Genomic DNA, 25,588 nt, shown 5'->3' on the forward strand with positions numbered 1-25,588 from the left:
ATAAACGGCTGAAATCCTTTTTATCAAGGACTTCAGCCGTTTTTCTTTTTCTTATTCCTATGCAGGGAGGGGCTAAGTCCCTTGTCCACAAAATATTTCATTATTTCGAAACGAACAGGGAGGGTAACAGTTGCATCATTTCATTCACATGCGGTGATTCTCCAAACATGAGATGCTTGTTCCAATCTTCCCTGCCAAGTTCCCTATCACCCATTTTGATAAAACACAAACCTCTCCGATAGTAAATATCTTGTTCGTCTGCATCAGAAAACGCTAAGGCCTCTGTATAATCGGAAATGGATAATTGCCACTCCTCCTGTGCTTCATAGACCCATGCACGGTTGTAAAGGACGGTTGCATTTTTCTCTAGTGCAATAGCTTCAGTTAGATCAGCTATGGCCCTGTCATACTCCCCCATCTCATAGTACAGGACAGCCCTATTTGTCCAAGCGGCCATCATTTCCCTATCCTTGTTGAGGGCAGCGGTAAACGTTTTTAGTGCTTGATCATTATTGCCATCCGACATTTCAATTAAACCTAGTGTACATAGGAGCCGCGCATGATCAGGCTCTATTTCTAAACCGAATTCAGCATCTTTTCGGGCCATTTCGAATTTCTCCACTTGATACAATAATGTAGCTCTGTTAAGTAATCCATCAAGATTTTCGGGGTCTATATCAAGCAAGTAGTCATAGTCCGCCATTGCTTTCTCCACATCTCCAAGACGATTGAAGGCAGTAGCTCGATTGAAATAAACCTCTGGAAACGGAGGACTAAGCTTTATCGCTTGGTTATAATCTTCAATGGCTTCATCCAGTCGCCCCATTCGGCTATAAAGGTTTCCACGATCAAAGTAATATTCTGGATAATTGGAATCAATCTGTATCACTTGGCTAAATGTTTCAGCTGCTTCTTCAAACCTTTTTAAAGCTACGTAAATCAGCCCTTTATTATGAAGCAACACCGAGCGATGCAACATATGTTCATCAGGAGCAAGAGCCTGATTTAACCTTTGCCATCCTTCCGTAACCAATCGAAGCGCTTCTTCAGGATTATCCATATGTAACTCTACTAAAGCCAATCCATTTTGGTTAAATACTTGTTGAAATGCACGTTCTTTTTCATCTTCAATCAATTCTGCCAAATCAATGGCTTTTTGTATCCATTCTTTCCCCTTCTCGTGTTCTCGTTCTCGGTGATGCCTCGTATAGTACATCGAAAATCCATATGAAATTTGCATATGAACTCTAAAATCATCAGTGTTTGCGTACACTTCTCCTAAAAGCGTCGGTATATCATCAGTTTCACCCAATGCAGCCAGAGACGTAGCCATTTTCATTGTAAAATACCGGCTATTATCAAATTCGCTGCTCCAATTCGTCAGTTTCCGACCACGTAGGCTCATATCGATAGTCGCATCGTAAAAACCCATGTTAATGCTATAACTAACTGCTTTAAACAACGCTTCGCTTGCTGATTTCTCAGAAGTACCGCGCTCCAGATGAAACGGAATGGCGCCTAAGTGCAGTGACCACTGCTCTTCTTTTATAAGAGATTCTGCCCGCTCTTCGTGAAGGCTCTGACGAATTTCAATAGGAGTTGCTTCATAGGCGAGCAATTCCTGCTCACAATCTGATGTGCAGTCAGAAAATATGTATCGTTTCGTTAGCTCAAGTCGCTGTTCGTCAGATAGATTTACTATCCCCATATCTTGTTCGATGTCAGAAAGAATAGTAGTAGGCTCCGTATACGTTTGTAACGCCTTTTTCAGGGCTTCATTTTCCGCTATTTCACTTGAACTTACGATCACCTGAATCAGGTCAGACTTCGCACGACGCAGAAGTGTACTTATAAATTCTGCATCAAGTTGATCACAGGCCTGCACATTTTCAAAAACCAGGGTCAATTTTCCCATTCGTTCCCGGTTCGCTAATGCCAATAAAAGATCGATCAAACCATTCGACATGCGAAGTGTACGCAATTTCGAATAATAACGTGTTCTCTCTTTCGGAATAGCAAGAGAGGTAAGTGTTTCTACACTAACAGGAATGACTGCTTTCAGTTCTGGTGCTATGGATAAGATCTCGATGCCGTGTGATAAAATCAGGTCTGGCCATTTCGAATAAGCTTCTGGAATAATCTGGCGCAGAAGGTCACCAGTACCTGTATAGGGTCCTCTAAGATTGCAATGACAATTGCTGACATAACATGTGGAGTATTGCTCTTCGAAGTACTTCTTTTCTCGGTCGCTGCGTCGAGATCCAATCAGCCATTGGTGTGTAATCGATTGTTTCATTTCGACTCATCCCCTCTGTTCCATTGATAAATTCCGAATTTCCCTTTTGTTTCTACGCTCTTTTAGGTATAGATAAAATACAATTCCATACTGGACTCCCGTTATAGACAAGAAAACAACGGAATCCCAGAATTTCATATCTTCTCCTGTAAATATGGAGAGAAAAATATTCGTTAAAAGTTGAATAGCGACCGGAATCATATAGAGCATCATTCCTGTCATCATCATCCAGCCAGTTGCGTAAAAAAAACTGTACCATCTCGCTACCTGATGATCCCGTTCCGTATACTTGGACATATCGACCATCTTGTTCTTTTTTCCAATTAGTCCATACCATATATTTTTCAAATGGGAACGTGTAGCCTCCTGAAGATTTACACACCCCAACATCGTAATCATTAAATAATAAATATCTGTTTGAAGATGAAAATAAAATTGCCAGAAGAAACGCAACAGTGTTGTAAATGCTAGTCCCATACAATATGCAGCTATGATTGTCTTCTCACCTGTATTTATCCAAATTGCACCAGCAACGATCACTAATAAGGAATACCACAAAATATCACCGAACATTCCAACTAAAAATGGAAGAACACGCTTTCGTTTTGGGAATCCCCAAATACCTGGCATGGAAGAAGTGAAGACCAAAAAGTACATTCTTCTGCCTATACTTAGTTCTGACGGGATACCCAGTCTTCGTCCGGCAAGCATGTGCATCCATTCATGAAACAAGATCCCTGGAATCTGACCGATCGTCATGCCAAGAAAAACCACCATGGCGTATTCGGAAAATAAGATGCTTAATCGACCCGGACGAATCTGTGGATATTGGTATAACAACCACAAGGCACAGGTTATGATGGCACCATAAATCAGCCAACCAAGTGGAGAAAAAGCTAGCTTACCCAACCATTGCCCCGATACTTTCTGCGCTTTCGTTTCCTTTTCCTCAACATCACAAATAAATGTCAGGTCACGTAATGTCTGCAAAAAATCATCCATGTCCACTTCATCGTGATAGGTATCTTGATACCAGGAATGCGCTTCGGCAACCCCCATGCCCTCTTGCAGTTTTCGCACAAGTGCTGCTCCATCCTCAGGAAAAACAGCAAACGTATCCGTCCCAAACCGCCCAATCAGGACTCCTTGCTTATCCTCCAGAAATGTTAACGGGTGTAATTGGATCATGCGATTTTCGTTCATGACTTTCCTCCCGGATGTTGTCATGCTATCTTCATAATTGAAAAAGAGGGGCAAATGCCCCACTTTTCCATGTTACTGACAAATCTTTATGCCTGCTCACAAGTGCAGTCGTACATTGTGTTAGCTACTGAAGTCAATTTTACAGGCTCGGTTTTTTGCACAGTAATTTTTTTCATAATAATACCTCCGATAAATTGTTATTTATACCATATTCGCGAATGTATGGTACATACTGGTAATGATAGCTTGTATTTTTCTGACTGTCAATAATCTTCTGATTTTTTTGAAAATAAAATATATTCTCGGGAGAAACAGGAGAAAACGAGGGTAATATCCGATTAAGAAAAACAAATCATTTCATTCGTCACCCACCCCATATAAATAAAAAACCTCAGAATTTTTTCTGAGGTCTAGTCACAGTTTCTAGTCTTCTTAATACGGTTAGAGTAGTATTCTATTTTGTTTTCATCAATAATTAAATCTCTTTTTTGAGTATCAATATTACTTAAATATTGAAAGATCCTTTTCTCAAATTCTTAACTGTGGGCATACTTATCTCAGAAAACTGCTTGTGTGTTAAGTACTGCCCACCTTCAGTGTTACGATGGTAGCTTTCATCTGCCACCAATTTTTCTATTTTTGCGATTCCATTTATTTTAATGCTTTTCCAATCTCCCACATTACTCCACCCTTTATATCTTAAGAGTCTTATCGCTTCCATTATGAATCAAATTTATTACGAAATAACCCTTCCACATTTAGGAAGGGTCTAGACACCAATGCTTCTTGCTTTAATTTTTTCCGTACTAACAGTGTACAGCACTCCACATGTGTGGTGTGAGCAAACTAGACAAGCTTCCGATGTGGCAGTATTCGCTAAGTAATATCCTAGATTAGCTCTCGACAGATGCATCCTTTTCGTCTCAGTAGGTATTGTGGATATTTGTGCAGAGAAGATGAATAAAAGCACCTTGGCAATAGTTGTCAAAGTGCTTTTGTTACACAAGAACAAAGAATCTGATATTACCACCCTGGGTCAGTGCCAAAGGAAACTACTTGAGAATGGTTTGGAATGTTTTGTACCTCATTTGCTTGAATAGTTAGAGGCACAGCAACTAAGAACACCGTCATAAATATATGCAAGAGAAGCCTGTTCATCACTTTCCCCTCCTAGTTATCTGGATATTATAAGCTGATTATATATATTTTGGATATCGTTTATTACGAAATAATCCATCTCTTTCTTGGTACAGCCAACCCCCGTTCGGGACTTACACCCTAGAGCTATCGCCCATGCTGGGCGCACTCAAAACAGCAGACGCCTCTTTTTCAAGAGGCGTCTGCTTGTAGACTGGCTATTTTCAGTCTTGAAATACGTAATTATGGTGTTTTAAGTTTTATTATTAATTTTCAGACATCTCGTTTATAAATTCTTCTTGTGATTTAAGTTCAAGTGGCTTTAATTTCTTCCCTTGGCTTTCCTCGCTCTCTGCTAAGTCCCAATTACCTTCTGAGTCTTTTAAGAACTGATAAATATGATTGTTACCATCTTGAGACTTAAATACTACAAAAATCTCAGATTTATCATGGTGTAAGTAAATGCCCGGAATAGAATCACCACTTTCGATTTTTTTAGGTTGGTAAATTGATTCATGCAATGCCTTGATAAACTTACCATACTCATTCATTGATAATGTGGAATTTTCCATTGTAAAATCAAAACGTTGAAAGAGATCATACTCGTCCGTATTTATATTTAATGAATTTTGTATCTCTTCGTAAATGGTTGTTAAATGGTTGGAAATTTCATTATCTTTATATTCTTGATAGGCAGCTAATTGTTTCATATTGTCATTTTTGATTCCTGGGTGGTCTACCAAATCTACCATTTCATGAAATTCAATGTAATCCAACTTTTTCTTGTCCCAAATTGCCGCTGATCCTATATTTCTCCATTCAGCTGCATCGACTTCTCTTGAACTTTTCACTTCTACTTCACCACTACTTGATTCATACAATCCAGTATTACTATCATACCACTGTGCATCCTTGGCAAGCTCAGCAGCTAAGTATAATTGTTCGTTACTGCCTTTGCTTCCTTTAATTTTAGCAGTTGTAGTTGCAACTGCTTTATAGTATGTTTTAGAGCCCTGCCATCCAATTTTTGGGATCGCTTTCACATTTGACCATGCTGCTGATGCACTCAGAGGTATAGATATAGCTAATACGGCAGTGGCAACAAGAGATACTACTGTTTTTTTGTGATTTAACATGTTTACTCTCCTTGAAATAGTATTAGTGTATTATATTTCCAATATTCCGCACTATTTTCATAATACACTATATTTTGGAAAATAAACGATTGTTTTAGGAAAAAAAGGATATTTTGTCATATTTCTTGTACAATAGATCTAATTCTATAGTTTTCAATTTGTTTATCACAAAACGAAGGATACTGCCATTAGAAGAGATCAGAGACATTTTCCTCCGCCCGTTGGGCATTTTTTCAGAGGAAAATTACTTCGGATTTATGCGGGTTGTGATGTGCTTTTGGGCATGATTCAAAAGGGGAATTGTTTGTCGGGCTATTGGGTAAAGAAACTCAAATAATATACTAAAGGAAAAGGATGTCTTCATTTTACGTTGAATGAAAAACTAAAGAATTAATTAGAGAATGAGAAAAAAACTATTTACAAATTACGCAAGGAGGGATAATGGTGTTAAAATCCAGAGAATTCCTATTGTTAATGCTTCTACTAGTTTGTGTGTTCTTGTTAAACGTTGGTTGTGTTCAAACCGATTCTAGGACCCAAGATAACAATAGTTATGAAGAGAAAGCAGTTCAAATTAAAGAGCAAGAAAAACCAGAAGAAGAGACTAATGTCCCTGTTAAACAGAGTAATGATACCCCCCAAAAAATCGATTTGATAAACACAAAGCTATCTATTGGGCAGGATGCTAAACAAGTAAAAGAGGTATTTGGAGAAAAATACGAGCAAGTAAATAGTCCTGAAAGGAATATAGTAATATGGAGGTTTGATTTCACTAATAATACAGAATATAAATTTATTCCGAGAGGTACGACACTACAAAAAATGAATGTTGACATTGTTGATCTAGAGGGTTTGAAAAATGGGATGCTCGATGGTCAGCTATTTGTAGAATTTGATAATAACGAAAAGGTTAGTACTTTTAGTTATTATTATAAAGGAGAGGGTAACGTTATTAATGTGAAACATGTTTTCGAGGATGGTACTATTAAGGAAGAGACCATATGAAAGAGTCACAGGATGGGCGAAGGGTTCATCGGGTAGCATGTAGAGGGTCTGTCAAAATTTTCGAGTAAACTCAAACAATTAAATATATGAAAAAGTTTCATTCCCTACTTAGGACCTCTTATTGGCAACCAATCGAGTCAGGGGCGTGAGGCGAAGCGCCCCCCTTGACTCGTTGGTGTAGAAGGAGTCAATCCTCTTCAGGGATGAAGCCTTTCTTTCATTTGTTAGATAGCTGCATGTCAATTGACAGTCCTTACTCTCATTGAAGGATGTGAGCGTGTGAGTAATCCTTTTGAAACCCTCATTAGTAAGATCAGGGGGAGTAGGACAAGTGTAGACGGGAACGTGCATATCAAAAACAAGGAGTATCAATTTACATTCTACATCTCGAACGAGTCTATCACAGATACAAAGGAGAAATTAAAATCGTTTGAGTTACCAGAGGATTACGTCAGTTTTTTTAGCCACTACAAAAGTGCAACACTATTCAAGAGCGCCAAGCATAACTCTGGGGGTTATGATGTGCTAAGTACCAAACTCGTCATTGGGTACTGGAAAGCCTACAGCATCGACCATCCTTACTATCCTATCGTTTGGAGCGATATCTCAAATAGCTGTATATGTGTGGATCAAGACAGAATACATAGTGGCAAAGGTTACCTCACATGGGTTGGATCGATACTACCAGACGATACTATCGACATAGACCTGACGTTCACAGAGTTGCTGGAACAACTTATTGAGCATGACGGAATTGAGTTTTGGGATCAACCCATTGAGGAGGAAGAGTAAGAAAAAAGGACGCCTTTTATAGTGCGTCTTCAGGATGAATCGGACGACTAATGCATGACTGCCAAAAAGCTGGGATTAAGCTCTCAGCTTTTTTCTGTAAGTTGGAGACGTTTTAACAGACAAAAAAGCAGAGGAAGTCCCTCTGCTACGCCAATACGTATCCACTATTTGTTCTTATTCTCTAACAGTGCCACACTCTCCACATGTGACGAGGTGACAGGGAGTACAACAGTACAATGGGATGACATTTGCTCTGTTATTCTAAACTCACTTAATAAAATTCAAACGCTCTTTTATGAAGAAGGCTAATTCTTGCGGAGCGAATTTAGCCCCATCGATGTAACCATCAGTACTAAACACTCCATCAACATGTCCTGAATCTAGTCGTATAAACATGATTCTCTCTGTTTCTTTTTCCTTGATCATCTCTCGTACTGCCCTAAACTCAAGCCCACACCACTCTTTCTCTTGATACTTTTCACATAAGAAAGCGACGATGAGTTTTGAACGATTCCTGTAGATATCTTGTAAGAGCGTATCCAGTGATGGTCTAGCTAATTGACTAATATAGTTATTATCATAAAATATATTTTCTTTATTGATTATCTTTTCAAGTTCATTTACAATATTCTGTACTAAACCTCGAGTTTCTCCCGCAAATGTAAAAGATACATCAAACACATGTTTCGTTATATCGACTGATTGATTTATTTTGGTGTTATTAAGATTTATTCCGACGAGTTGTAATTCCTTATATAAATCGACTTTCTTTATTGCCCAATGAGTTCTATTCAGTTCCCAGTTCTTGATATCTAATTCAAATTGCAGTTTGTGAAAAGACTCAAGCGGAAGTACTGCTACTTTCTGAAAAGTTATCTTCACCCCTGCTTGTCTGACTAAGATATCTGTTATATAGCCAAGGCAAGCATCTTTTTTACAGTAGTCTTCATATGCAAACACACACGGGATTTTTTTAATCTCTTCAATCTCTGTCCTTCCTAATTTGCTGTACCTCTCAACAATGTCTTTTTCGGTATACTCCCTTATGCAGCGATCTAAATCCATTATCTTGGTATCTTGTTCCCAAGCATTTTCATCTCCTGAAATAAGAAGATTATATAACTCGCCATCCATATGTTAATCACTCCATAAACAGAATCCTAGCTTAGAGAATTAATAATGTATTTTGAAAGGTACGTTAATTTATTTCCAAACTTATATTTATTTCGAATTAAAAGGTTTTTTAATGAAAATGTATCCGTAAATCTATCTCCAATAACCTTAAGAATAAAATCAATATCTCTTTCATAAAAACCTAAATCTTTAAGCATCTTTTTTGCTTTTGATTCAGTGAAGTATAGGTAGTCGATGCTGCTCTTTACTTTTTGTTCGATTATATCGATAAACCTTGGTTCAACTTTTTCACATTTCATAAAATACATTACAATCAATAATTTAGAATAAAAATTATGTTCAATATAACTTGATTTTAACCTCAGAGTTGTTGTAATTATGTGGTCAATATCTTTGATTGTTGAAGTCTCAAATGTATCATTAATAATCTTCTTTATTTTTAGCCTTTTTTTATTAAGAAGTTGATTTATTATCCTTGTCTCCAACTTATTATTTCTACCTTCAAAGATAAAATATAAGATTCGAATGAGGTTGGGGCGTCCTCTTTTCTCTTCAAGGAATATTAATTCCAACTCAGATAACAACTCATCTTTCTTAGAGCAATAGTTATTATAAAGTCTGAGAATTGTCCGAAACCTATACTTAGCACCAATGTTTTCTTTATATTCTTGATGAGTAATCCCCAACTTCTTCAGAAAATTCAAGTATTCTAATTCATGCTCAATGTTGTCTGTTTGAATATTAATATCTTCACTGTCTTCAGTTATTTCGAATTCAATTTTCTTTACAGCCTCTTCTTTAGAAAAATACGGGTCTGTTGGCCCTTTTACATAATGAGCAATGCCTAAATAATGTTCGAACATTCTGCCCGATCTTCCAACTAAATTGTAAAAATCAAACGCATCAAAACTACCCTCTGAAGTTCTAGATGGTTTAGATATAATTATATGCTTTGCAGAGGTATTAACTCCTTCAAGTAATGTTGAAGTACATAATAATCTACTATATTTTAAATCCTTTCTATCATATAAATCCAATTGATAAATTCTAATTCCTAACGGTAGTTGACCATTATGAACTAAGAATCCTTTCTCCATTGCTTTTACTAAATACCAATCTTCATGAATTTCATCCTTAAGCCATTCAATAAATTCACTAACCTCAGTCTCTTCCTCATGGATATTTTCAAAATTCGACAGATGTTTTTTAACGAATGAATAGATTTGTGTTACTGCCGGAAAGTAAATCATCGTCTTTTCATCCAGTGACAGCTTTTCCAAAATATCAATCACTGTGGAATTACGATCTTTTTCGTCGATGATGTCATAGGTTTTTATTTTATTTACAACCGGAGAAAATTCACTTCTTTGAAATACTGGCGTCTTCTGAAGAACATCTATATTTTGAATCCCGCTAATAAAGGGAGCTAGAAGCAAGTGTTTTTGAGCAATTTTGACCAAATGGTAATAAGCCAAATTTAATATCAGCACTCGATCATCAAGTGCATTTCTCTTTAACTTGTACACTTCATCAATAACTAAGAAGTCTATTTTTTCAAGTATTGAAAAGTTGGCATTTTCAATAGCTCTATCGTGGGTGAGGATAAATAAATTATTTTGGTCAAAGTTATAAACCTGATCTTCGTGTAGAGACAGGTACACCTTATATCTACTAAAAATTGATTGATACTTTTTAATAATCTTTTTATTATACTCGTCAACAAGTGCTAGTGTAGGAACAATTAATACAACGTTCTGTGGCTTCTCTCTAGCAATGTATTCAAAAACAACAAATGTTTTCCCAAAACTTGTGGGTGCACTGAAAATCACACCATCATTTCTTTTCAATTCATTAATAATATTCATTTGCTCAGGATGCAATGAAATATTATCGTCAAGATATGAGGTTGCAAAAGAATTATAGAAAATTGAGTCAAATGAATAATTCTTTGAATACATTGTTAAGCCCAAAGAATATAATTTATCGGCAATTTGCTGTACTTTTCTTGTTTTGTTTTCTGATTCTTCAATTTCTAAAATGGTATTTTCTCTAACTGTTTGCAGCCGCATTGTAATCCTCCAACTTCTCACTAATAGTGTTAGTTAGATGACTGAAGAACTTTCTTTTATTATGAATTGGAAGTGAAATTACATAGTAAATTGTGTTCAGGTTAAAGAATCTTGTTCGTTTAATATTTTGGTGTAATTTATGTAGAATTACTTCAGGATCAGTTTCTTCTCCATGTGCTATGAAAATCGGTACTCCAATATTTTGGGTTTCCGTTTGAGATAAAAACTCATCAAATGTTAAACAGACTTCTGTCTGTCCATGAAATAACTCTTCTAATCCATTTAGTTTCAAATGGCTATTTGATAAGACTAATGAATACTCTTCTCTGATTTCCTTCTCATAATTTTTCAGAGATTTTTTCACCAACGCAATTCCATTATCTAAAGTATTTGCAACTTTTGATTCACCAAAAAGAATCATTTTATTAGCAATGTCTAAAAAAAGCGCATCAATTCCATACACGCTCATGTTTCTATCGGTAGTTAGTTTAACTTTTGGAATTATGCAATTAAAATTAAAGTAGTCAGATAGGAATATATGAAAAATATATTCACCTATTCTTCCGATCTTGCTTAGCCTTATAAACTTTGTTCCATTTTTAATTTTTACCTTATCATACTCATCAACTAATACATCTTCTAAATCAAGATCAATTTCTACCCAGTCCACATTTTCTTCGTCAATGAACTTTTCCAATTCTCTATATAAGGAAACGTAATTCTTCCTATCGGGTTCGAAGCTGATTGCTGACTTATTTTTTGCATAACGTAGTAAATTATCTTCATTGAGTACGAATTCTATTAAGCCCTCAAGAAATAATGGTTCATTTTTAATCTCGATATGAAAAAAACTATAATTATCTACAATATTGTGCACTTCAAATGATTTATATTTCTTGGACGTATATTTCACAGAAGTACTCACGATTTTCACCTCGAAATGACGAATACTTACAGAAAATGAATTACCTGATTCTATAGTACCATATTTTGGGCGATTGTCGTCGAATTAAGTTGTGAACCATTAGTCACCCAGTGCCTGATGAATTGTAATTAATTACTTACGCAAAGTTTACCCTCATTTTCTCCGCACAAAATTTCCCCGAATGTGCTCTACCCGCACTTATAAGGCTACATTTATAACCTAATTCCCTTATCTTCTCCACTCCATTAATCACTAAAATTACTAAATTCCACCGACAAACACTCTTAAAGTGTTAACTTCGCTTTCTCGAGTTATTTGCATTAGTTGCGGGTTGAAATCCTCACCTGCTTTTTGTTATTTCATGACAACCTGTTCTTATACTGACCTCAAAAGTATGAAAAGAGGTGAAAACATGATTATCAAAAGCAATAGGCTAATGACGGTTGAAGAAGCTGCATACTTTATGAATCTTTCTACGCGAACCATTTACAGAAAGGCTTATGAGGGAGAACTTCTTGCCTACAAGGTCGGGGGAGTTTGGAGACTAGAACCACAACCACAACTTGTCTATGAGTATGTTCAACAAACCAATCGAGTGGGAGCGATTCGAAATGGATAAATACTACAGCTCGAAAGCTATCTAAGATGAAATCAGGGCGGTTCTTGACCGAAGATTCTGTTTGGGGTTGGGTAAGAACAGGAGAATTACAAGTTGAACGAGTCCCTCCGCATGTTCAGTCATGGGGAAAATATCCTTACTGGACAGATGAAGCACACCTTAGAGGAGTTCTAGAATCTAAGGGTTACGATATCGAATCAATCTTCGAGTAAAATATCGCAATCATTAGAACTCGTATAACGATGATTATATCAAAACCATATGACGCTTTACTCGTGGCTTTGCGGTAGCACACGTAAAATAACCGCCCCTGCGTTCACAAGTAGGTGTTGCCCCGTTAGATGGTTAGGTAGTTTATTTTGAAGTTGTACTTCATCCTCAGATACTACAATTATTTGTAGCCCCGTCACGGTCGCCTAAGAGCGAGGGATTCATGACAGGGCATGTTTATCATGCACGTGGTAAAGCCGTACCTGAGCACTTCATATGTCATGTAGGAAACCTAAACCCACATGTGTTTCCCATTCCCCTACCCGTTAAGGGGAATAATGTTTCCTTACCCACCTGTGATTCCCCCAACAAAATTAAAAATAAGAAATCAGGGCGCAGCCCCCCGAGCGAAGCGGAGCGGCTACTGATAAGACATAACCCACCCCGAGGGGGTGGGGAAGAACAACTAAATAATCGTATACAATGATACTCTTTGGTAATATGAGAATAACTCCGTTATAGGATGGTGTTATTGAGAATGACATTACCTACTCAATTAGATGGTGCGGAAGTCATTTGACTTACTAAGAACGATATAACTCGTCATTTGAGTTCAATAATTTTTGAAGAAGAGAATGACGAGAAAAAAGAAGTACCTATTACAGCTTTAGCAATAACAAACTATATAGATGACAACAGATATTATCTTTGTGATACGAATTGGGAAGTAGTTAATGACTATCTCCTTGAATCTATTGATGAAGCATTGGGATTTGCAAAAAGAAATTTTGACGTTCATGAGCATGATTGGATAATTATAAACAGCTAAAGCTTATTCGCAACAGTCCCCCACCATAGAACGATTGTTAGCTTAAAAGGGGGATGCAACAATGATAGTAGAACGTTCATTTACAGGCACTGTATCTCTCGAGGAAATTCTGTCCTCGATTCTATGCCTTCAGATTGACTCAATTGAAGCCGAAAAGTACGATAAGGATAGAGCAAATGTCATTCCTTCACACATGGAAGGAGTGGCGAAACAATGAAGTGTGCTATTTATGCTAGGGTTAGCACAAAAAGAGAAGAACAGCTTGCAAAATCAAATTACCTTGGCTGAGAACATTGCCAAAGAGCAAGGCTTTACAGTCGTTGAACGGTACATTGACAACGGAATAAGTGAAAGTGGACTGAAGAACCTCACCGCAATTCTACGGTTGCTCGAAGACGCCAAAAAGAAGAAGTTTGATGTTGTCATCACAAAATCAGTCTCTAGGTTAGGTAGACATACAGCTAATAGCATGAAGACAGCTGATGACCTAGAGAGGAACAACATTAGGCTCATCTTACCCGAAGATGGTTATGACACCCAAACGAGCAATAGTAGGCTCAACTTCAATCTGAGAGCAGTACTGACTGAAGAGGAGAATTTCGCACTGTCTAATAGAATTAAATGGGGACTTAAATCAAGTGCAACTCAAGGAAATCGCGTAGTTTCTGTCCCCCCTTATGGTTATCGCACCAATTCTACAACTAAGAAATTGGAGATTGAAGAAACAACCGCTTCAACCGTCAGAGAGATATTCAGACTTTACTTACATGATGGGCGGGGCATGTTTAGCATCGGAAATCTTCTTATGCAAAGATGTGTACCAACACCAAGAGCAAGTACAGGGGCGGCAAATGCAGGGCTAAAGTGGCATCAGAATACGATCAAAGGTATCTTAACCAATCCAGTCTATACAGGTAAACAGGTATTTCACAGAGAAGAAACAACTAGAGTATTGGCAGCATCAGAGACTTACAAGGTGAGACGTAAAGTTAAAGACGATGCTCAGGTTGTTATCGAGAACTCACACCCTGCTTTAGTCTCTGAGAATGACTTCTTTGCCGTTCAGGAACTAATAAAGAAGAAAGGTAAGCATAAGAGCAACGGTAAAGAAAGTCTGTTCTCGCACCTCGTTAAATGTCCTGATTGTGGGAGTGGGATGCACTTCAAACCTGATAGACGCAAAGGTGCATACGTTTGTGGCGGCTACGTGAAGTACACATCTTCCTATTGTACGTCCCACATTATCGAGGAAAAGGTACTTCTACAAGCTGTAAAAGCTGACCTGAAATCCTTGATTAAGGACTCGGTGAAGATTGAGACTCTTCTATGGTATTGCCGATGAAAAAGCAATGTCTGTTCAATCTAATATCCAAAAGGAACAAAAGCGGATAGAGAAACAGCTGTCTGAACTGGATTCAAGGTTTGATAAATTGCTCAACTTACATCTTGAGGGGGCAATCACAACTGAGCAATTCAAACATCAGAATGAACGTAACGCTCAACAACAACAAGAACTGATAACTAAGAAAGCCGAACTCATAATCGCCTTAGAAGAGAGAAATAACCTCACAGGACGCAAAGAAGCCTTTAGAAAGGAAGTTGAACGCTTCACAGACCTAGACATTAATGATGAACAGGTTCTGAAGCAAGTCCTTCAAAGGCTTATCCAAACAATCGAAGTATTCGAGGATGGAAAGATTTTTATTAGCTATAGACTTTCCAATCCTCTTCCCCCGAATTTAGGTACAGTCTAACGGGCTGTATCTTTTCTTTCAAGTCTCACTGTGCACTCAACGTGCCCCGTATGCGGAAACATATCCACCGGCTGCACTTCCTTCACTGCGTAACTCTCCGCAAGCACCTTCAAATCCCTCGCCAACGTAGAAGGATTACAAGAAACATAAACCACTCTCTCCGGCTGCATCTCCAAGATCGTCGTCAACAACGCCTCATCACAGCCTTTACGCGGCGGGTCAACCACAATCACATCCGCTCGTATGCCCTTCTCTTTCCAAGCAGGAATAACAACCTCCGCAGGCCCTGCCTCAAACGTCGCATTCTCCACGCCATTCAACTGCGCATTCCGATTCGCATCCTCAATCGCTTCCGGCACAATCTCTACACCGTACACATGCTTGGACTTCTGCGCCAAAAACAGCGAAATCGTCCCGATGCCGCAGTACGCATCAATGACGGTCTCCGTACCAGTCGCACCCGCATACTCCAACGTCTTGTTGTACAGCACCTCGGTCTGAGCAGGATTGACCTGATAAAACGACCGCGCCGAAATGGCAAACTTGATCGGACCGATATAATCGTAAATCACATCGCTGCCCCAGAGCGTCACGGTCTTTTTGCCAAAAATAACGTTGGTCTTGTCCGGGTTGATGTTCTGCACGATACTCGTCACGCCAGCGACCTGTGCACGAATCGCTTCCACCAGCTGATCGCGCTGCGGAATCTGCTCCTCAGTCGTTACGAGCACGACCATGACTTCCCCCGTCTTGACGCCAACCTTTACGACCACATGGCGAAGCAAGCCTGAATTTCGCACCTCATCATATGCCTTGATATTCAGCTTGGTCGCCGCCTGCTTCACGGCTGCCACTGCTTCATCATTCGCCTGATGCTGGATGAGGCATTCGTTCATGTCGATGATCGAGTGGGATTTCTCCGCGTAAAAGCCGCCGACCAACGCCCCGTTTTCCTCGCCGATTGGTACCTGCGCTTTGTTGCGATAGCGCCACGGATCACTCATGCCGAGTGTCGGATGAACGGTAATAGCCCCTTCCCCTTCGACTTGGAAACCGCCAATGCGCCGCAGGTTGTCCCGCACGATTTGCTGCTTGTGTCGCAGTTGCTCCTCATATACGAGATGCTGCAACGAACAGCCTCCGCAACGGTCGTACAGCGGACAGGGCGGCTGGAAGCGATGGGTACTCGCTTCTACTACTTCTGTCAGCTTGGCAAAGCCGAAGTTTTTCTTCACATGATCGACGCGCGCATGAACTCGCTCTCCTGCAAGTGCGCCATCTACGAACAGCGTATATCCTTCAATCCGACCGACTCCTGCTCCTTCGTGGTTCAGTCCGGTTATCTCCACTTCCACGGTTTGTCCGACACGTACAGGGACGTCCAGCTCCACTTTGGCTGTCGGGTGCGGACCGCGCCGCTTCTTTGTTGTCTTCGCCACTATCTATTGCTCCTTTTATCTTGCTCTATAGGTTTTCGTTTTCGCTCTAGGAAACATGCAGGGATGCACAGCGAAAAGCGGCATCCCCACGGCTATTGCTATTCATTTTACTATCTTCTTACGGGACGAACAACTCGATATGCCCCGGCAACGCTTCCACCACGCAAGGCAGCTGTCCGCCCAGCTCACCGTCCAGATTGAGCTGAACCGTCTCTCCGCTCGGTGAAGTGGCTTTGATGTAATCTGCCTGGAAATACAGGATGTTTGGGTCCTTCAGGTGCTCGCCGCGAACCGCCTGTGTCGCCAAGCGAATAAACTCCGCAATATTCAACTTCTTCACGACGATGACATCCAGCTTGCCGTCTGACAAATCGGCTTCCGGGGCGATGTTGTCAAAACCGCCTACCGAGCGGCTATTGGCGATGAGGAACACCATGATTTCTTCATCCAACAGCACCTCTCTACGGCTTTCCAGACGAACACGGATCGGGTGCAGCGACGGCAGCTTCTCCAAACCCTTGACGTAATACGCCATTTGTCCGATTAGCGTTTTCAGCTTGCTCGGAACCTCATAGGTCAAATTCGTCAGTGAGCCGCCACCCGCGATATTCATAAAATAGCGGTTGTTGATGCGTCCCAGGTCAATACGTTTCTTCTTGCCCTTGGCGATAATCTCCGTTGCACGCGTGATCGATTTCGGTATACCGACCGCCCGGGCAAAATCATTACTCGTTCCGCAGGGGATTATTCCAAGAGATGGACGTGCTTTATGCTCTGCCATCCCATTGACTACTTCATATATGGTTCCATCTCCACCAGCGGCCAGGATGGCGTCAAAACCGCGAGCTACTGCACGAGCAGCTTCTTCTGTCGCATCATCTTCCCCTTTGGTCGCATAGCATGAAGTTTCATATCCGGCCGACTCCATTAAATCGAGGATTTCCGGCAATCGCCGACGCACGATCTCCCGGCCGGAGCTTGGATTGTAGATTAATCTGGCTCGTTTCAAGGCAGATACCTTCTTCCTTCCCTCGCTCACGGGGGTACTCTCTTCCATCATATCCTGTATAGCCATTTTTGGGAATCGCTATGCTCCATATAGCGTGATAAGATAGAAAAAGATGGAAATTAAGGAGATTGGGGAGACGCTTGTGAAGAAGATCATCGTGGGAGTAGATGTGGGTGGCACTGCAATCAAGATGGCTTTGATTACGCCAGGCGGTGAGCTGGTTACAAAAATGCAAGAACCGACGCCTGTTGCGGACGGCGAGGATGGCATTTTGCAAAAAATCGTAGACATGTCTCATGATCTTCTTGCGCAGCATGACTATTCTCTTTCGCAAGTCTGCGGAATCGGTGTAGGAGTACCCGGACCCGTCGATGGCGGGAAGGGAATTGTCTTCCAAGCGGTGAATCTTCACTGGCGCCAACCCGTTTTATTAAAGGAAAAATTGGAAGCCCTTACAGGTCTGTCGGTCGCGGTTGACAACGATGCCAATGTCGCAGCCCTCGGAGAAATGTGGCAAGGTGCAGGCCAAGGTGCGCAAGACCTCGTTCTCATCACGCTCGGCACAGGTGTAGGTGGAGGCGTCATTTTGAATGGAAAGGTCATCCATGGCATCAACGGTGTTGGCGGCGAAATCGGTCACATTACCATGACCCCGGATAGCGGTGCCCCCTGCAATTGCGGCAAAACAGGTTGTCTCGAAACATATACGTCTGCGACTGCTATCATTCGTGAAGGGCGATTTGCAGCTACAAACGGATCAAGCCCGGCGCTTGCCGCTGTACTAGCCGCCAAAGGAAACATTGCTGCCAAGGATGTCCTCGAAGCAGCCGTAGCAGGAGACACAGCAGCTCTAGCCATTATCGATCAAGTGGCACTCTATCTCGGTCTCGCTCTCTCCCACTTGGCGAATGTTCTCAATCCGGCGAAGTTTATGATCGGAGGAGGCGTGGCCGCAGCAGGTGACTTCCTCTTTTCCCGAATCCGTGAATCATTCAAACGCTTCGTTCCATTCACCTACGTCGTCGAGTCCACAGAGATCGTTCCTGCCGAACTCGGCAATGATGCGGGTGTGTACGGTGCGGGCTGGTTAATCCGCTCACAAATGAACGAATCCTGATCGGGCCACATAAAAGGAATGGACGCTCCTGCACGTGAATCCTCACAGCAAGAGCGTCTTTTTGGTATAACTTTATGAAGAAGCCTGCCTGGGTGCCAGCTCTGGCTCCCCGCCTTTCCCGGAGACAATCAGCGCAGCACCGACGAGCACTGCACATCCTCCCAACAGCTGAAGAAGGCTAAAAGCTTCGCCAAACAACATCGCCGAAAACCCAAACGTGACAACGGGCTCCAGCGTGCTTAGTACCGACGCTTTGGTTGACCCAATCAACTGCAAGCCGCGGAAGAAAAAACTGATGGCGACGACCGTAGAAAAAACGACGATCCCCAGCAAACAGGGCAGGTTCATCTCCGTGTTCAGTGCTTTAACCCCGCTCCTTCTCTGCGGAATATGCGCGACGCGAGAAAAATAGTGAAAACCACATAGACAAGCAAGGAGCCAATCCCTAGGAGTGTATGCATCGGGTCGACCTTGCCATAAAACACTTCCTTGGACAGTGCGACACCGTTGAACACGGGCATCACGTAGTAATGCGTAGGGATGTCGACCGGACTGACTGGCATCAGCATATACGAGGGAACCATCGCCAAAAATATGACAGCACTCATGTACGTCTGCCCCTCTTTAAAAGACTTGGCAATCGTACTCAAAACAAGCTCCAACCCTGCAAAAAGCGCCGCCAACAACAAAATCGTCACGATGAGCACCAACAAAGTGGCAGGTGAGAAGAAGGCGAGTGTAAAATGATCTCCTTCCATCCCCATCGGTCCCATACGCATGGCCAGGGTGACAGAAATCAGCGACGCTACTGCCCCCATGGTACTCATGGTCATGACAGCCAACAGCTTTGCCGTGAGGATGTGCTGGGCTGCAATCGGCGCCGTCAACAGCGATTCGAGCGTTCCACGCTCTTTCTCACCAGCGACGAGATCATTCGCTGCGGCCATTCCCGCGGATGCCAGTGAGACTACCAACATCAACGGAATGATGCCAGCCAGCATCCCTCCCGACTTCCTTTCCTCAGAGGCTGCATTTTGAAAGGTGGGGACAATCGGTTGAATCGTCTGCTCGGACAAGCCCGCTTGGTTCAACCTTTTCGCTACGACGTCTTTGCTGTAAGACTCTACTGTCTGCTCGATCAATGTACGGGCATAGACAGATTTTTGATTGGTGGAGTCATAGGCAACCGATAACTGAGCTGTTTTGCCCGCCGCGATCTCCTCATCGAAGCCAGCCGGAATCGTCAAAATAGCGCGCAGCTGACCTGCTTGCAGTGCTTGCTCCGGATTGGCTGGCTCCAGGATTTGAACGGCAGAATTTTTTTGCAAAACCGCAATCAATGAGGATGATCCTTGAACCGCTAACGGGATGTACTCCCTCGCTTCTTTTTCCACATTGCTATAGGACGTCCCCAGCAAAAAGAAGACGAACGGAATGACGAGCAATGGCACCAGGAGCGTCCCCATCAACGCCTTGCGATCGCGAAACAAGTCCATCAGTTCTTTTTTCAATACGGTCCAAACGACATGCGAGCCCATCAGCCTTCGCTCCCTTCCACGACAGCCATGAAAATGTCGTCCAGATCCTCTGTCCCAAACTGCTCGCGTAAAGCATCCAATCCCCCAGCGAACCGCAGCTTACCCTTGTGCATGAGCGCTACCCTTTTGCACAGCTTGTTAATCTCACCCATGTTGTGACTGGAGAACAGGATCGTTTTCCCCTCTTCTTGCAGCTTTCTGACCATTCTTCGGAAGATTGTAGCGGCCGTTACATCCAGTCCTGTCGTCGGTTCATCCAGCAAAATGACATCGGGATCGTGTACGAGCGTCCGGGCAATCGCCACCTTTTGCTTCATTCCCCGGGAAAAGGCCCCCACTCGCCTGTCGATAAAATCATCCATCTCAAGCATCCGGCTCAGACTATGAATCCGCTCCTCAAGCCTCGCTTGCTCCAATCCGTATAGACGACCGAAATACGCGATATTTTCCCGCGCTGTCAAACGGCTGTAAAGACCCACATCTCCCCCGAACAAAATGCCGATTCTGCGGCGCACTTCAAGTGGTTGCTGTCGAACGGAAAACCCACTAATCTCGATGTCTCCCTCGGTCGGGGTCAAAACCGTCGCCATCATGCGCATCGTCGTTGTCTTTCCCGCACCGTTTTCTCCGAGAAGTCCGTAAACCTCGCCTGCCTCCACCCGAAACGATACATGCTGGACCGCTGCGATCTCCTTGAATCGCTTGCTAACATCCTTGACCTCAATCAACAGCAGCCCCTCCTCTCCCGTATTTTCACTAGAATCGTACCTTCAGCAAGTACGACGCCCGCTTTTCTCCCGTAAACGTCACCTGTACGACACCCGTCCGCCCGCGCAAAACCCGCGGTATGACTCCAGTGACATGGAATTCCCGCCGCTTCTCATCGACTCGCGCGAAAGACACCGAGCCTGGGGGCGAAAAGACCTTGTCGCCTTCCAGTGTGTAAAACGAAAGGGTGATTTCACCGGTTTGCCCGTGGGCCTCTCCCGAAAAACGGATGATCTCCATCATTCCTGACACCGCTGACACTCCCGTGAGGTCAAAAAGCGGGTGACGCAGGTTCGCAAGCGTCTGCCCTTTTTTCCAGTCCTGCAAAAACGCATCAAACTCCTGCACAGCAACTATCCACGCCGCCGAGGAAGTCGTAGGGACATGCGAAGGTATCGCACCAAACACCAGCGCAGAAGACGTCATCACCAGCGGCAACCAAATAGAAAACATGCTAATTCCCTCCAATAATTGGTTGCCCTTAGCATGCCCTCACAAAAGTTACCCGTATGTGTCTTTGGCGAATCTGAATCTTTTGACTTTGAAAGCTGTAACCCTCGTATCCTACAGAGGATAACGCTCTTTCCACTTTGTCAGGGAAAAGTCTTCAAACAGCGCGACGAAAGCCTCCGTATCGTTAATATAATGACGAGTTTCTTTTGCCTCTGGATTCTTTTCTAGAAACAGAGTCGCTACCAAATGGCTGACAGGAACACCTTCTGCCTCTTGATCATAAATGCCTCGCTCAGCGAGTACTTTTCCAAAAAAACGCACATAGGTGACGGTTATTGTTTTTTCTTGACCGTTTTCTTGCCATGTAGAAATGGAACGATCAAATGTATCAGACGGTGATCCACCTTTTCCAGGTGCCACACTTTCTCCTGCAACAGAAATGAGCTTCATGTACTTCCATCCTCCTTTTTCTTCCTGTACGTTCATTATAGGGGAGAGTGGAAATTGTTACAAATTGCTTTGTCATCTGCCATTGGAAAAACCACTGCCTTTATTTGTCTGATACACTAGATAGAACAGTTTAAAAAACTCCGAAATTTTTTCGCATCCCGTGTCAGATAATCCGTGAACCAGAAGTCTACACTGTAAATCAACAAATCACGAGGAGTTATTGCGATGGATCACTTGATAATCAGGCCCAAGACTCATGAGGAACACACCCAGATAGAAGACGAGGCTCTGGTAGAGCAGGCAAAAGCCGGAGATCAGGAGGCGTTTAGCGAGCTGGTCAGGCGTCATCGCTCCAAAGTATACGGCTATGCACGGTCGTACACACAAGAAGCCTTTCTTGCCGAAGACATCGTTCAGGATGCTCTCATTCGCGCCTTTTTGCACCTTGGAACGCTTGTGGACAGCCGACGTTTCCTTCCTTGGCTGCATCGGATTGTGCGTAATCAGGCGTACACCCGGCTTTCGAAGGGTCCGCAAAAAAGGGAAACCGTCTTCTCGAGTCTAGGCAAACAGACGCATGAGCAGGAACCGACTGACTGGGAAGACCTCGATAGTATCCTGCACAGGCTGGGACGGTCTTGGTCACACTCTGCGCAGAACACCAATCCCGAAGAGGTCATGGTGCGTCGTGAACTGTTTGAGACGATCAGGAGCCTATTGTATTGCCTCAATCCTCGGGAGAGACGGATTGTGGAATCTCACTTTTTTGATCATTTGGCCCCTCATGAGATCGCCCACATGTTCCAGATGTCCCAGGCGAATGTCTACCAAGTGCTATCGCGTTCTCGCAAAAAACTGATTCAGGAAAAAACTCGTGTCGTTGTTGATCAATACATGAAGACGAGAAAGGTTGCGGGGAGTATGAAACAAGCAGTATTGAATAAACCAGAAGCATTCACGATGCCTACTTGGGTTACTTGCGCAGCAGCACTATACGGATTGGTAGAATCGACCGAACGAAAAATGTCTTTGCCGATGATCCTTGGCCTGAGCGGCCATGCCTTTCGCTTGACGATCGTTCCTGAAAATATTCATATTGCGGGCCCGACGATGTTTCACTTTCAACGAGTCTTGCAGCAGGGTTTGAAAAACATGGGCTTTGAATCTCGTGCCGTCACCTCGTATCATCTTTCCTGCGAGCCAAGCATTAATGCCAATCAAGTAGAACCTTCGCTGCTCAGCCCGGAAGCAAGCCAGAAGCGCCAACTGTCTGTCCTCTTGCCAGAAGCATTGGAACTGGTTCACCGCTCCATCGACAAAGGGCACCCTGTGCTTGCTTGGGACCTGTTCATGCCAGAGTTCGGATTAATCTACGGCTATGATGATGAAAAAAGAGTGTTTTTCGCAGGAGATAACTGCCGAAACGACAGCAACATTCCTTATGAAAACGTGGGGCGGGGTATCCTCGAGGAGCTATTTGTCCTTGCCATCGACCGTGTGATTCCGATCGATCAACGCACGATGCTCACAAATGCCCTCCAATCTGCACTCGTTCATTATCGTGGAGAAGAACCGCAGGACCCGAGCTGCGTCAATGGTCTAGCCGCCTATGCTGCTTGGCAGGAAGCCTATGAAAAGGGAACGGTTGAGTCGAATGGCAACGCGTATACGACCGTGGTGAACGGGGATGCGCGTCGCTACGCCTCTCTTTTCTGGAGCGAAATCGTTGATACGTGGACAGATTCTGTGTTTGATGAGGTTCGACCACTGATGAAAGAAGCGGCTGGCTTGTACGGGGCGATTGCCGATGGATTTGACACGTTAAGCAAGCTCTTCCCATTCCCGGCTGGGGGCCAGCCGAACGATGCGGAGCAGGGCAAGCAGGCTATTGCGTTGTTGCAGGCGATTGAACAAAATGAACGTGCTGCCGTATCGGTACTGGAACAAATTCAGATGGGACTCATTGCGAACCAAGCTCGCTCATAGAAGGGACAGCAAAAAGAACGCAGTCAGAAAAGCTGCGTTCTTTTTCGTTCGAATTATTCCTCGTATTCGCCCCATTCAAGTTTGCCGTTTACGGCATCTACGTAAGGCCAGCCCTTGCTCTTGTCAACCGTATAGACAAGGGTGAGAAAAGGAGCTTGCTTGCCATTGTAGGTTGGCCAGAAGTAGGACAGCTTTACAGGTAGATTTTTGGCTACGATTTCAGCAGCTTGTTGCTCCGTTACGGATGGCTTCAGGATGGGAAGAGTACCCTCTTTTTCCGGTAAATTCGCAATGAAAGTAAATACTTGTCCACTCTCTATATCGACCATCATCCAATAGTAACGGTCGAACACAGGCAAACCATCGTGCAGTTCATAAAACATGAAAGTATACGTTCCTGTTCCTGTATCCTCCTCCTCTTTACCCTCTCCTTCATTCAACTCAATCATCCAATCGGCCAATTTCGGCTGTTTATATGGATCAAATATCTCAACCTGCCATTCAGTAGAGGATTTAGCGACATATGGCTCGATGAAGGAAATTGCTTTTTTCAAGGCTTCTTCTTTCGATAAGGGAACAGGCAGGCTTTTTGTTTCCATAAAAATATCCGCACTAGTGACCGCTCCCGTAGAAGCATCCACCGAAATGGATACGTCTTCATACCCAAACTCATCGCTCCAGGAATGTATGAACTCACCATCAACTTCTTCTGTGATGTATTCTGTGAACATCACCTTCGTATCCACGTCAAACAAGCCCGCCACGACTTTTTCTCCATCTGCCCTGCTTTTGACAATAAGCGGCTCTCCTTTTGGCGATAGCGTGAGCTTCTTCAAATTGGCAGGGTTTCTTTTTCCATCCCCAGCAATCTCTGTTCCCTGCATGAAGTCAATCTGCTTTCCTGTCACGGCATCGATGTAAGCGTTATTCATCCATGCGTATTGCATGCCCGGCTTGGCATCTTTCCCTTCCAGCACATAGCCCAAACCAAGACGCTCAGGAGTGAAAAACTGCTTTTTGACAGCTTCAGGTGTCAGTGCCGTTTTCGGATCTGGGACCTTGGTATCTTTCAAATCAAGTAGCTCACTGGATACACCCAAGATATGACCAGCATAATCGGTCGACACGTATATGCCCAGCCCATTCCCCAATATCTCCAGCCCATTTAGTTCAACTGGATAATAAACGGAGCGGTATATTGTTGAGTTATCAGTCAAATATTCAGGGTCTTCCTTTTTAACAGCTTTGGATAATTTAGGCGAGCCTGCTTGTTTTCTTTTGTCTGCCCCTAATAACTCAAGCACTGCTTTTTCTGCCCGTTGCAAAATAATCTCGTCTGTCGCAATTTCACCTTGCTTCCAAATATGCAAACTGGCGCTGTACATGAACAACTCACCTGTTTTTCTGTCAAAGACAACAGTGGCACTCATGTCATTGGATTCGGGACTTTCCAGATTGAAGTTTAACAGATTTTCATCCATTTCATGTTTCACAATCGTTCGTTTCGTCAATGCTTTCAATGCAGGCTCCAGCTTTTCTAAAGCAGCTACGATCTGAGTGGCCCGCTCCGGGAGCTTCTCCTCGCTTTTTGTTGCAGATGCACTGTGGCTAGGATGGATTTCAGGACTTGCAGCCAGGGCTGTTCCACTTGTTCCTGGCAACATCATTGCTATTGTCAATGCGATTGCTGTGCGTTTTCCATTTCGTTTCATAAAATCT

The 25,588-nt window shown here is 42.8% G+C and carries 24 protein-coding genes; 9 read left to right on the forward strand and 15 right to left on the reverse strand.

Annotated features, from left to right (window positions below):
• Window positions 1-100 precede the first annotated feature (100 nt).
• From HP399_RS27335 to HP399_RS27350, 4 genes are all read right to left on the reverse strand, one after another.
• Complete coding sequence (locus tag HP399_RS27335) at window positions 101-2,296, reverse strand: tetratricopeptide repeat protein (protein ID WP_173618273.1); 2,196 nt, start codon at window positions 2,294-2,296, stop codon at window positions 101-103.
• A 6-nt stretch (window positions 2,297-2,302) separates the two neighbouring features.
• Window positions 2,303-3,376, reverse strand: a complete 1,074-nt coding sequence (locus HP399_RS27340) for a hypothetical protein (protein ID WP_228088373.1) — start codon at window positions 3,374-3,376, stop codon at window positions 2,303-2,305.
• A 628-nt stretch (window positions 3,377-4,004) separates the two neighbouring features.
• Window positions 4,005-4,178 carry a hypothetical protein gene (locus tag HP399_RS27345; protein WP_173618275.1) on the reverse strand — a complete coding sequence of 58 codons (174 nt, stop codon included), beginning with the start codon at window positions 4,176-4,178 and terminating at the stop codon, window positions 4,005-4,007.
• Between the two features lie 724 nt (window positions 4,179-4,902).
• Complete coding sequence (locus HP399_RS27350; RefSeq protein ID WP_173618276.1) at window positions 4,903-5,772, reverse strand: hypothetical protein; 870 nt, start codon at window positions 5,770-5,772, stop codon at window positions 4,903-4,905.
• 441 nt (window positions 5,773-6,213) lie between these two features.
• Between HP399_RS27350 and HP399_RS27355 the strand changes: the two genes are divergently transcribed.
• On the forward strand, window positions 6,214-6,777 hold the full coding sequence (locus HP399_RS27355; RefSeq protein ID WP_173618277.1) for a hypothetical protein: 564 nt from the start codon (window positions 6,214-6,216) through the stop codon (window positions 6,775-6,777).
• A gap of 279 nt (window positions 6,778-7,056) precedes the next feature.
• Window positions 7,057-7,569 (forward strand): SMI1/KNR4 family protein, encoded by a 513-nt coding sequence (locus tag HP399_RS27360; protein WP_173618278.1) that lies wholly within the window; start codon window positions 7,057-7,059, stop codon window positions 7,567-7,569.
• 267 nt (window positions 7,570-7,836) lie between these two features.
• Here the strand turns inward: HP399_RS27360 and HP399_RS27365 are convergent, their stop codons facing one another.
• From HP399_RS27365 to HP399_RS27375, 3 genes are read right to left on the reverse strand one after another with little or no spacing between them, the layout of a single operon-like run.
• Window positions 7,837-8,703: a TIR domain-containing protein gene (locus HP399_RS27365; protein ID WP_173618279.1), complete on the reverse strand. Its 867-nt coding sequence runs from the start codon at window positions 8,701-8,703 to the stop codon at window positions 7,837-7,839.
• A 26-nt stretch (window positions 8,704-8,729) separates the two neighbouring features.
• Window positions 8,730-10,772 (reverse strand): DEAD/DEAH box helicase, encoded by a 2,043-nt coding sequence (locus HP399_RS27370; protein ID WP_173618280.1) that lies wholly within the window; start codon window positions 10,770-10,772, stop codon window positions 8,730-8,732.
• Entirely contained in the window at window positions 10,753-11,697 is a 945-nt protein-coding gene (locus HP399_RS27375; protein WP_173618281.1) for a Hachiman antiphage defense system protein HamA, read from the reverse strand. Before HP399_RS27375 ends, HP399_RS27370 begins: the two co-directional genes overlap by 20 nt.
• 412 nt (window positions 11,698-12,109) lie before the next feature.
• On the opposite strand from HP399_RS27375, the gene HP399_RS27380 reads away from it, so the two are divergent.
• The 5 genes from HP399_RS27380 (at window position 12,110) to HP399_RS27400 (ending at window position 15,109) form a co-directional block, all read left to right on the forward strand.
• Window positions 12,110-12,316, forward strand: a complete 207-nt coding sequence (locus HP399_RS27380; protein WP_173618282.1) for a helix-turn-helix domain-containing protein — start codon at window positions 12,110-12,112, stop codon at window positions 12,314-12,316.
• An 817-nt stretch (window positions 12,317-13,133) separates the two neighbouring features.
• The gene (locus HP399_RS27385; RefSeq protein ID WP_228088374.1) at window positions 13,134-13,355 is read left to right on the forward strand and encodes a hypothetical protein; all 222 of its coding nucleotides are present in this window, start codon (window positions 13,134-13,136) and stop codon (window positions 13,353-13,355) included.
• Between the two features lie 61 nt (window positions 13,356-13,416).
• Window positions 13,417-13,572 carry a hypothetical protein gene (locus HP399_RS27390; RefSeq protein ID WP_173618283.1) on the forward strand — a complete coding sequence of 52 codons (156 nt, stop codon included), beginning with the start codon at window positions 13,417-13,419 and terminating at the stop codon, window positions 13,570-13,572.
• 12 nt (window positions 13,573-13,584) lie between these two features.
• Window positions 13,585-14,697 carry a recombinase family protein gene (locus HP399_RS27395; protein ID WP_173618284.1) on the forward strand — a complete coding sequence of 371 codons (1,113 nt, stop codon included), beginning with the start codon at window positions 13,585-13,587 and terminating at the stop codon, window positions 14,695-14,697.
• Window positions 14,669-15,109: a hypothetical protein gene (locus HP399_RS27400; RefSeq protein WP_228088375.1), complete on the forward strand. Its 441-nt coding sequence runs from the start codon at window positions 14,669-14,671 to the stop codon at window positions 15,107-15,109. The genes HP399_RS27395 and HP399_RS27400 overlap by 29 nt, the downstream gene beginning before the upstream one ends.
• Here HP399_RS27400 and rlmD read toward each other — a convergent pair.
• Together rlmD and HP399_RS27410 are read right to left on the reverse strand one after the other, a co-directional pair.
• Window positions 15,106-16,548 carry a 23S rRNA (uracil(1939)-C(5))-methyltransferase RlmD gene (gene rlmD, locus HP399_RS27405; RefSeq protein WP_173618285.1) on the reverse strand — a complete coding sequence of 481 codons (1,443 nt, stop codon included), beginning with the start codon at window positions 16,546-16,548 and terminating at the stop codon, window positions 15,106-15,108. The two genes, HP399_RS27400 and rlmD, sit on opposite strands and share 4 nt — an antisense overlap.
• Window positions 16,549-16,666: 118 nt before the next feature.
• Complete coding sequence (locus tag HP399_RS27410) at window positions 16,667-17,557, reverse strand: diacylglycerol kinase (RefSeq protein WP_173618286.1); 891 nt, start codon at window positions 17,555-17,557, stop codon at window positions 16,667-16,669.
• Between the two features lie 142 nt (window positions 17,558-17,699).
• Here HP399_RS27410 and HP399_RS27415 point away from each other — a divergent pair, with 142 nt between their 5' ends.
• On the forward strand, window positions 17,700-18,674 hold the full coding sequence (locus HP399_RS27415) for an ROK family glucokinase (RefSeq protein WP_228088376.1): 975 nt from the start codon (window positions 17,700-17,702) through the stop codon (window positions 18,672-18,674).
• A 72-nt stretch (window positions 18,675-18,746) separates the two neighbouring features.
• Here HP399_RS27415 and HP399_RS27420 read toward each other — a convergent pair whose 3' ends face one another.
• The 5 genes from HP399_RS27420 to HP399_RS27440 all read right to left on the reverse strand — a co-directional run bounded on the left by HP399_RS27420 (window position 18,747) and on the right by HP399_RS27440 (window position 21,883).
• Window positions 18,747-19,022: a DMT family transporter gene (locus HP399_RS27420; protein ID WP_255653883.1), complete on the reverse strand. Its 276-nt coding sequence runs from the start codon at window positions 19,020-19,022 to the stop codon at window positions 18,747-18,749.
• An 8-nt stretch (window positions 19,023-19,030) separates the two neighbouring features.
• On the reverse strand, window positions 19,031-20,212 hold the full coding sequence (locus HP399_RS27425) for an ABC transporter permease (protein WP_173618288.1): 1,182 nt from the start codon (window positions 20,210-20,212) through the stop codon (window positions 19,031-19,033).
• Complete coding sequence (locus tag HP399_RS27430; protein WP_173618289.1) at window positions 20,212-20,940, reverse strand: ABC transporter ATP-binding protein; 729 nt, start codon at window positions 20,938-20,940, stop codon at window positions 20,212-20,214. The genes HP399_RS27425 and HP399_RS27430 overlap by 1 nt, the downstream gene beginning before the upstream one ends.
• A 28-nt stretch (window positions 20,941-20,968) precedes the next feature.
• Entirely contained in the window at window positions 20,969-21,433 is a 465-nt protein-coding gene (locus HP399_RS27435; protein ID WP_173618290.1) for a hypothetical protein, read from the reverse strand.
• Window positions 21,434-21,544: 111 nt separating this feature from the next.
• Window positions 21,545-21,883: a hypothetical protein gene (locus tag HP399_RS27440; RefSeq protein ID WP_173618291.1), complete on the reverse strand. Its 339-nt coding sequence runs from the start codon at window positions 21,881-21,883 to the stop codon at window positions 21,545-21,547.
• Window positions 21,884-22,108: 225 nt separating this feature from the next.
• On the opposite strand from HP399_RS27440, the gene HP399_RS27445 reads away from it, so the two are divergent.
• A complete protein-coding gene (locus HP399_RS27445) occupies window positions 22,109-23,869 on the forward strand; it encodes an RNA polymerase sigma factor (protein WP_173618292.1) in 1,761 nt (586 codons plus the stop codon).
• Window positions 23,870-23,922: 53 nt separating this feature from the next.
• Here the strand turns inward: HP399_RS27445 and HP399_RS27450 are convergent, their stop codons facing one another.
• On the reverse strand, window positions 23,923-25,581 hold the full coding sequence (locus HP399_RS27450) for a YcdB/YcdC domain-containing protein (protein WP_173618293.1): 1,659 nt from the start codon (window positions 25,579-25,581) through the stop codon (window positions 23,923-23,925).
• Window positions 25,582-25,588: the final 7 nt, after the last annotated feature.

This window comes from Brevibacillus sp. DP1.3A (genome assembly GCF_013284245.2).
Lineage (GTDB): Bacteria > Bacillota > Bacilli > Brevibacillales > Brevibacillaceae > Brevibacillus.

Coding starts and splice junctions, on each gene's coding strand:
- HP399_RS27335 (WP_173618273.1), bottom strand. CDS start 2,296: ATGAAACAATCGATTACACACCAATGGCTGATTGGATCTCGACGCAGC.
- HP399_RS27350 (WP_173618276.1), bottom strand. CDS start 5,772: ATGTTAAATCACAAAAAAACAGTAGTATCTCTTGTTGCCACTGCCGTA.
- HP399_RS27355 (WP_173618277.1), top strand. CDS start 6,214: ATGGTGTTAAAATCCAGAGAATTCCTATTGTTAATGCTTCTACTAGTT.
- HP399_RS27365 (WP_173618279.1), bottom strand. CDS start 8,703: ATGGATGGCGAGTTATATAATCTTCTTATTTCAGGAGATGAAAATGCT.
- HP399_RS27370 (WP_173618280.1), bottom strand. CDS start 10,772: ATGCGGCTGCAAACAGTTAGAGAAAATACCATTTTAGAAATTGAAGAA.
- HP399_RS27380 (WP_173618282.1), top strand. CDS start 12,110: ATGATTATCAAAAGCAATAGGCTAATGACGGTTGAAGAAGCTGCATAC.
- HP399_RS27390 (WP_173618283.1), top strand. CDS start 13,417: ATGATAGTAGAACGTTCATTTACAGGCACTGTATCTCTCGAGGAAATT.
- HP399_RS27395 (WP_173618284.1), top strand. CDS start 13,585: ATGCTAGGGTTAGCACAAAAAGAGAAGAACAGCTTGCAAAATCAAATT.
- HP399_RS27420 (WP_255653883.1), bottom strand. CDS start 19,022: ATGAACCTGCCCTGTTTGCTGGGGATCGTCGTTTTTTCTACGGTCGTC.
- HP399_RS27425 (WP_173618288.1), bottom strand. CDS start 20,212: ATGGGCTCGCATGTCGTTTGGACCGTATTGAAAAAAGAACTGATGGAC.
- HP399_RS27435 (WP_173618290.1), bottom strand. CDS start 21,433: ATGTTTTCTATTTGGTTGCCGCTGGTGATGACGTCTTCTGCGCTGGTG.
- HP399_RS27440 (WP_173618291.1), bottom strand. CDS start 21,883: ATGAAGCTCATTTCTGTTGCAGGAGAAAGTGTGGCACCTGGAAAAGGT.
- HP399_RS27445 (WP_173618292.1), top strand. CDS start 22,109: ATGGATCACTTGATAATCAGGCCCAAGACTCATGAGGAACACACCCAG.
- HP399_RS27450 (WP_173618293.1), bottom strand. CDS start 25,581: ATGAAACGAAATGGAAAACGCACAGCAATCGCATTGACAATAGCAATG.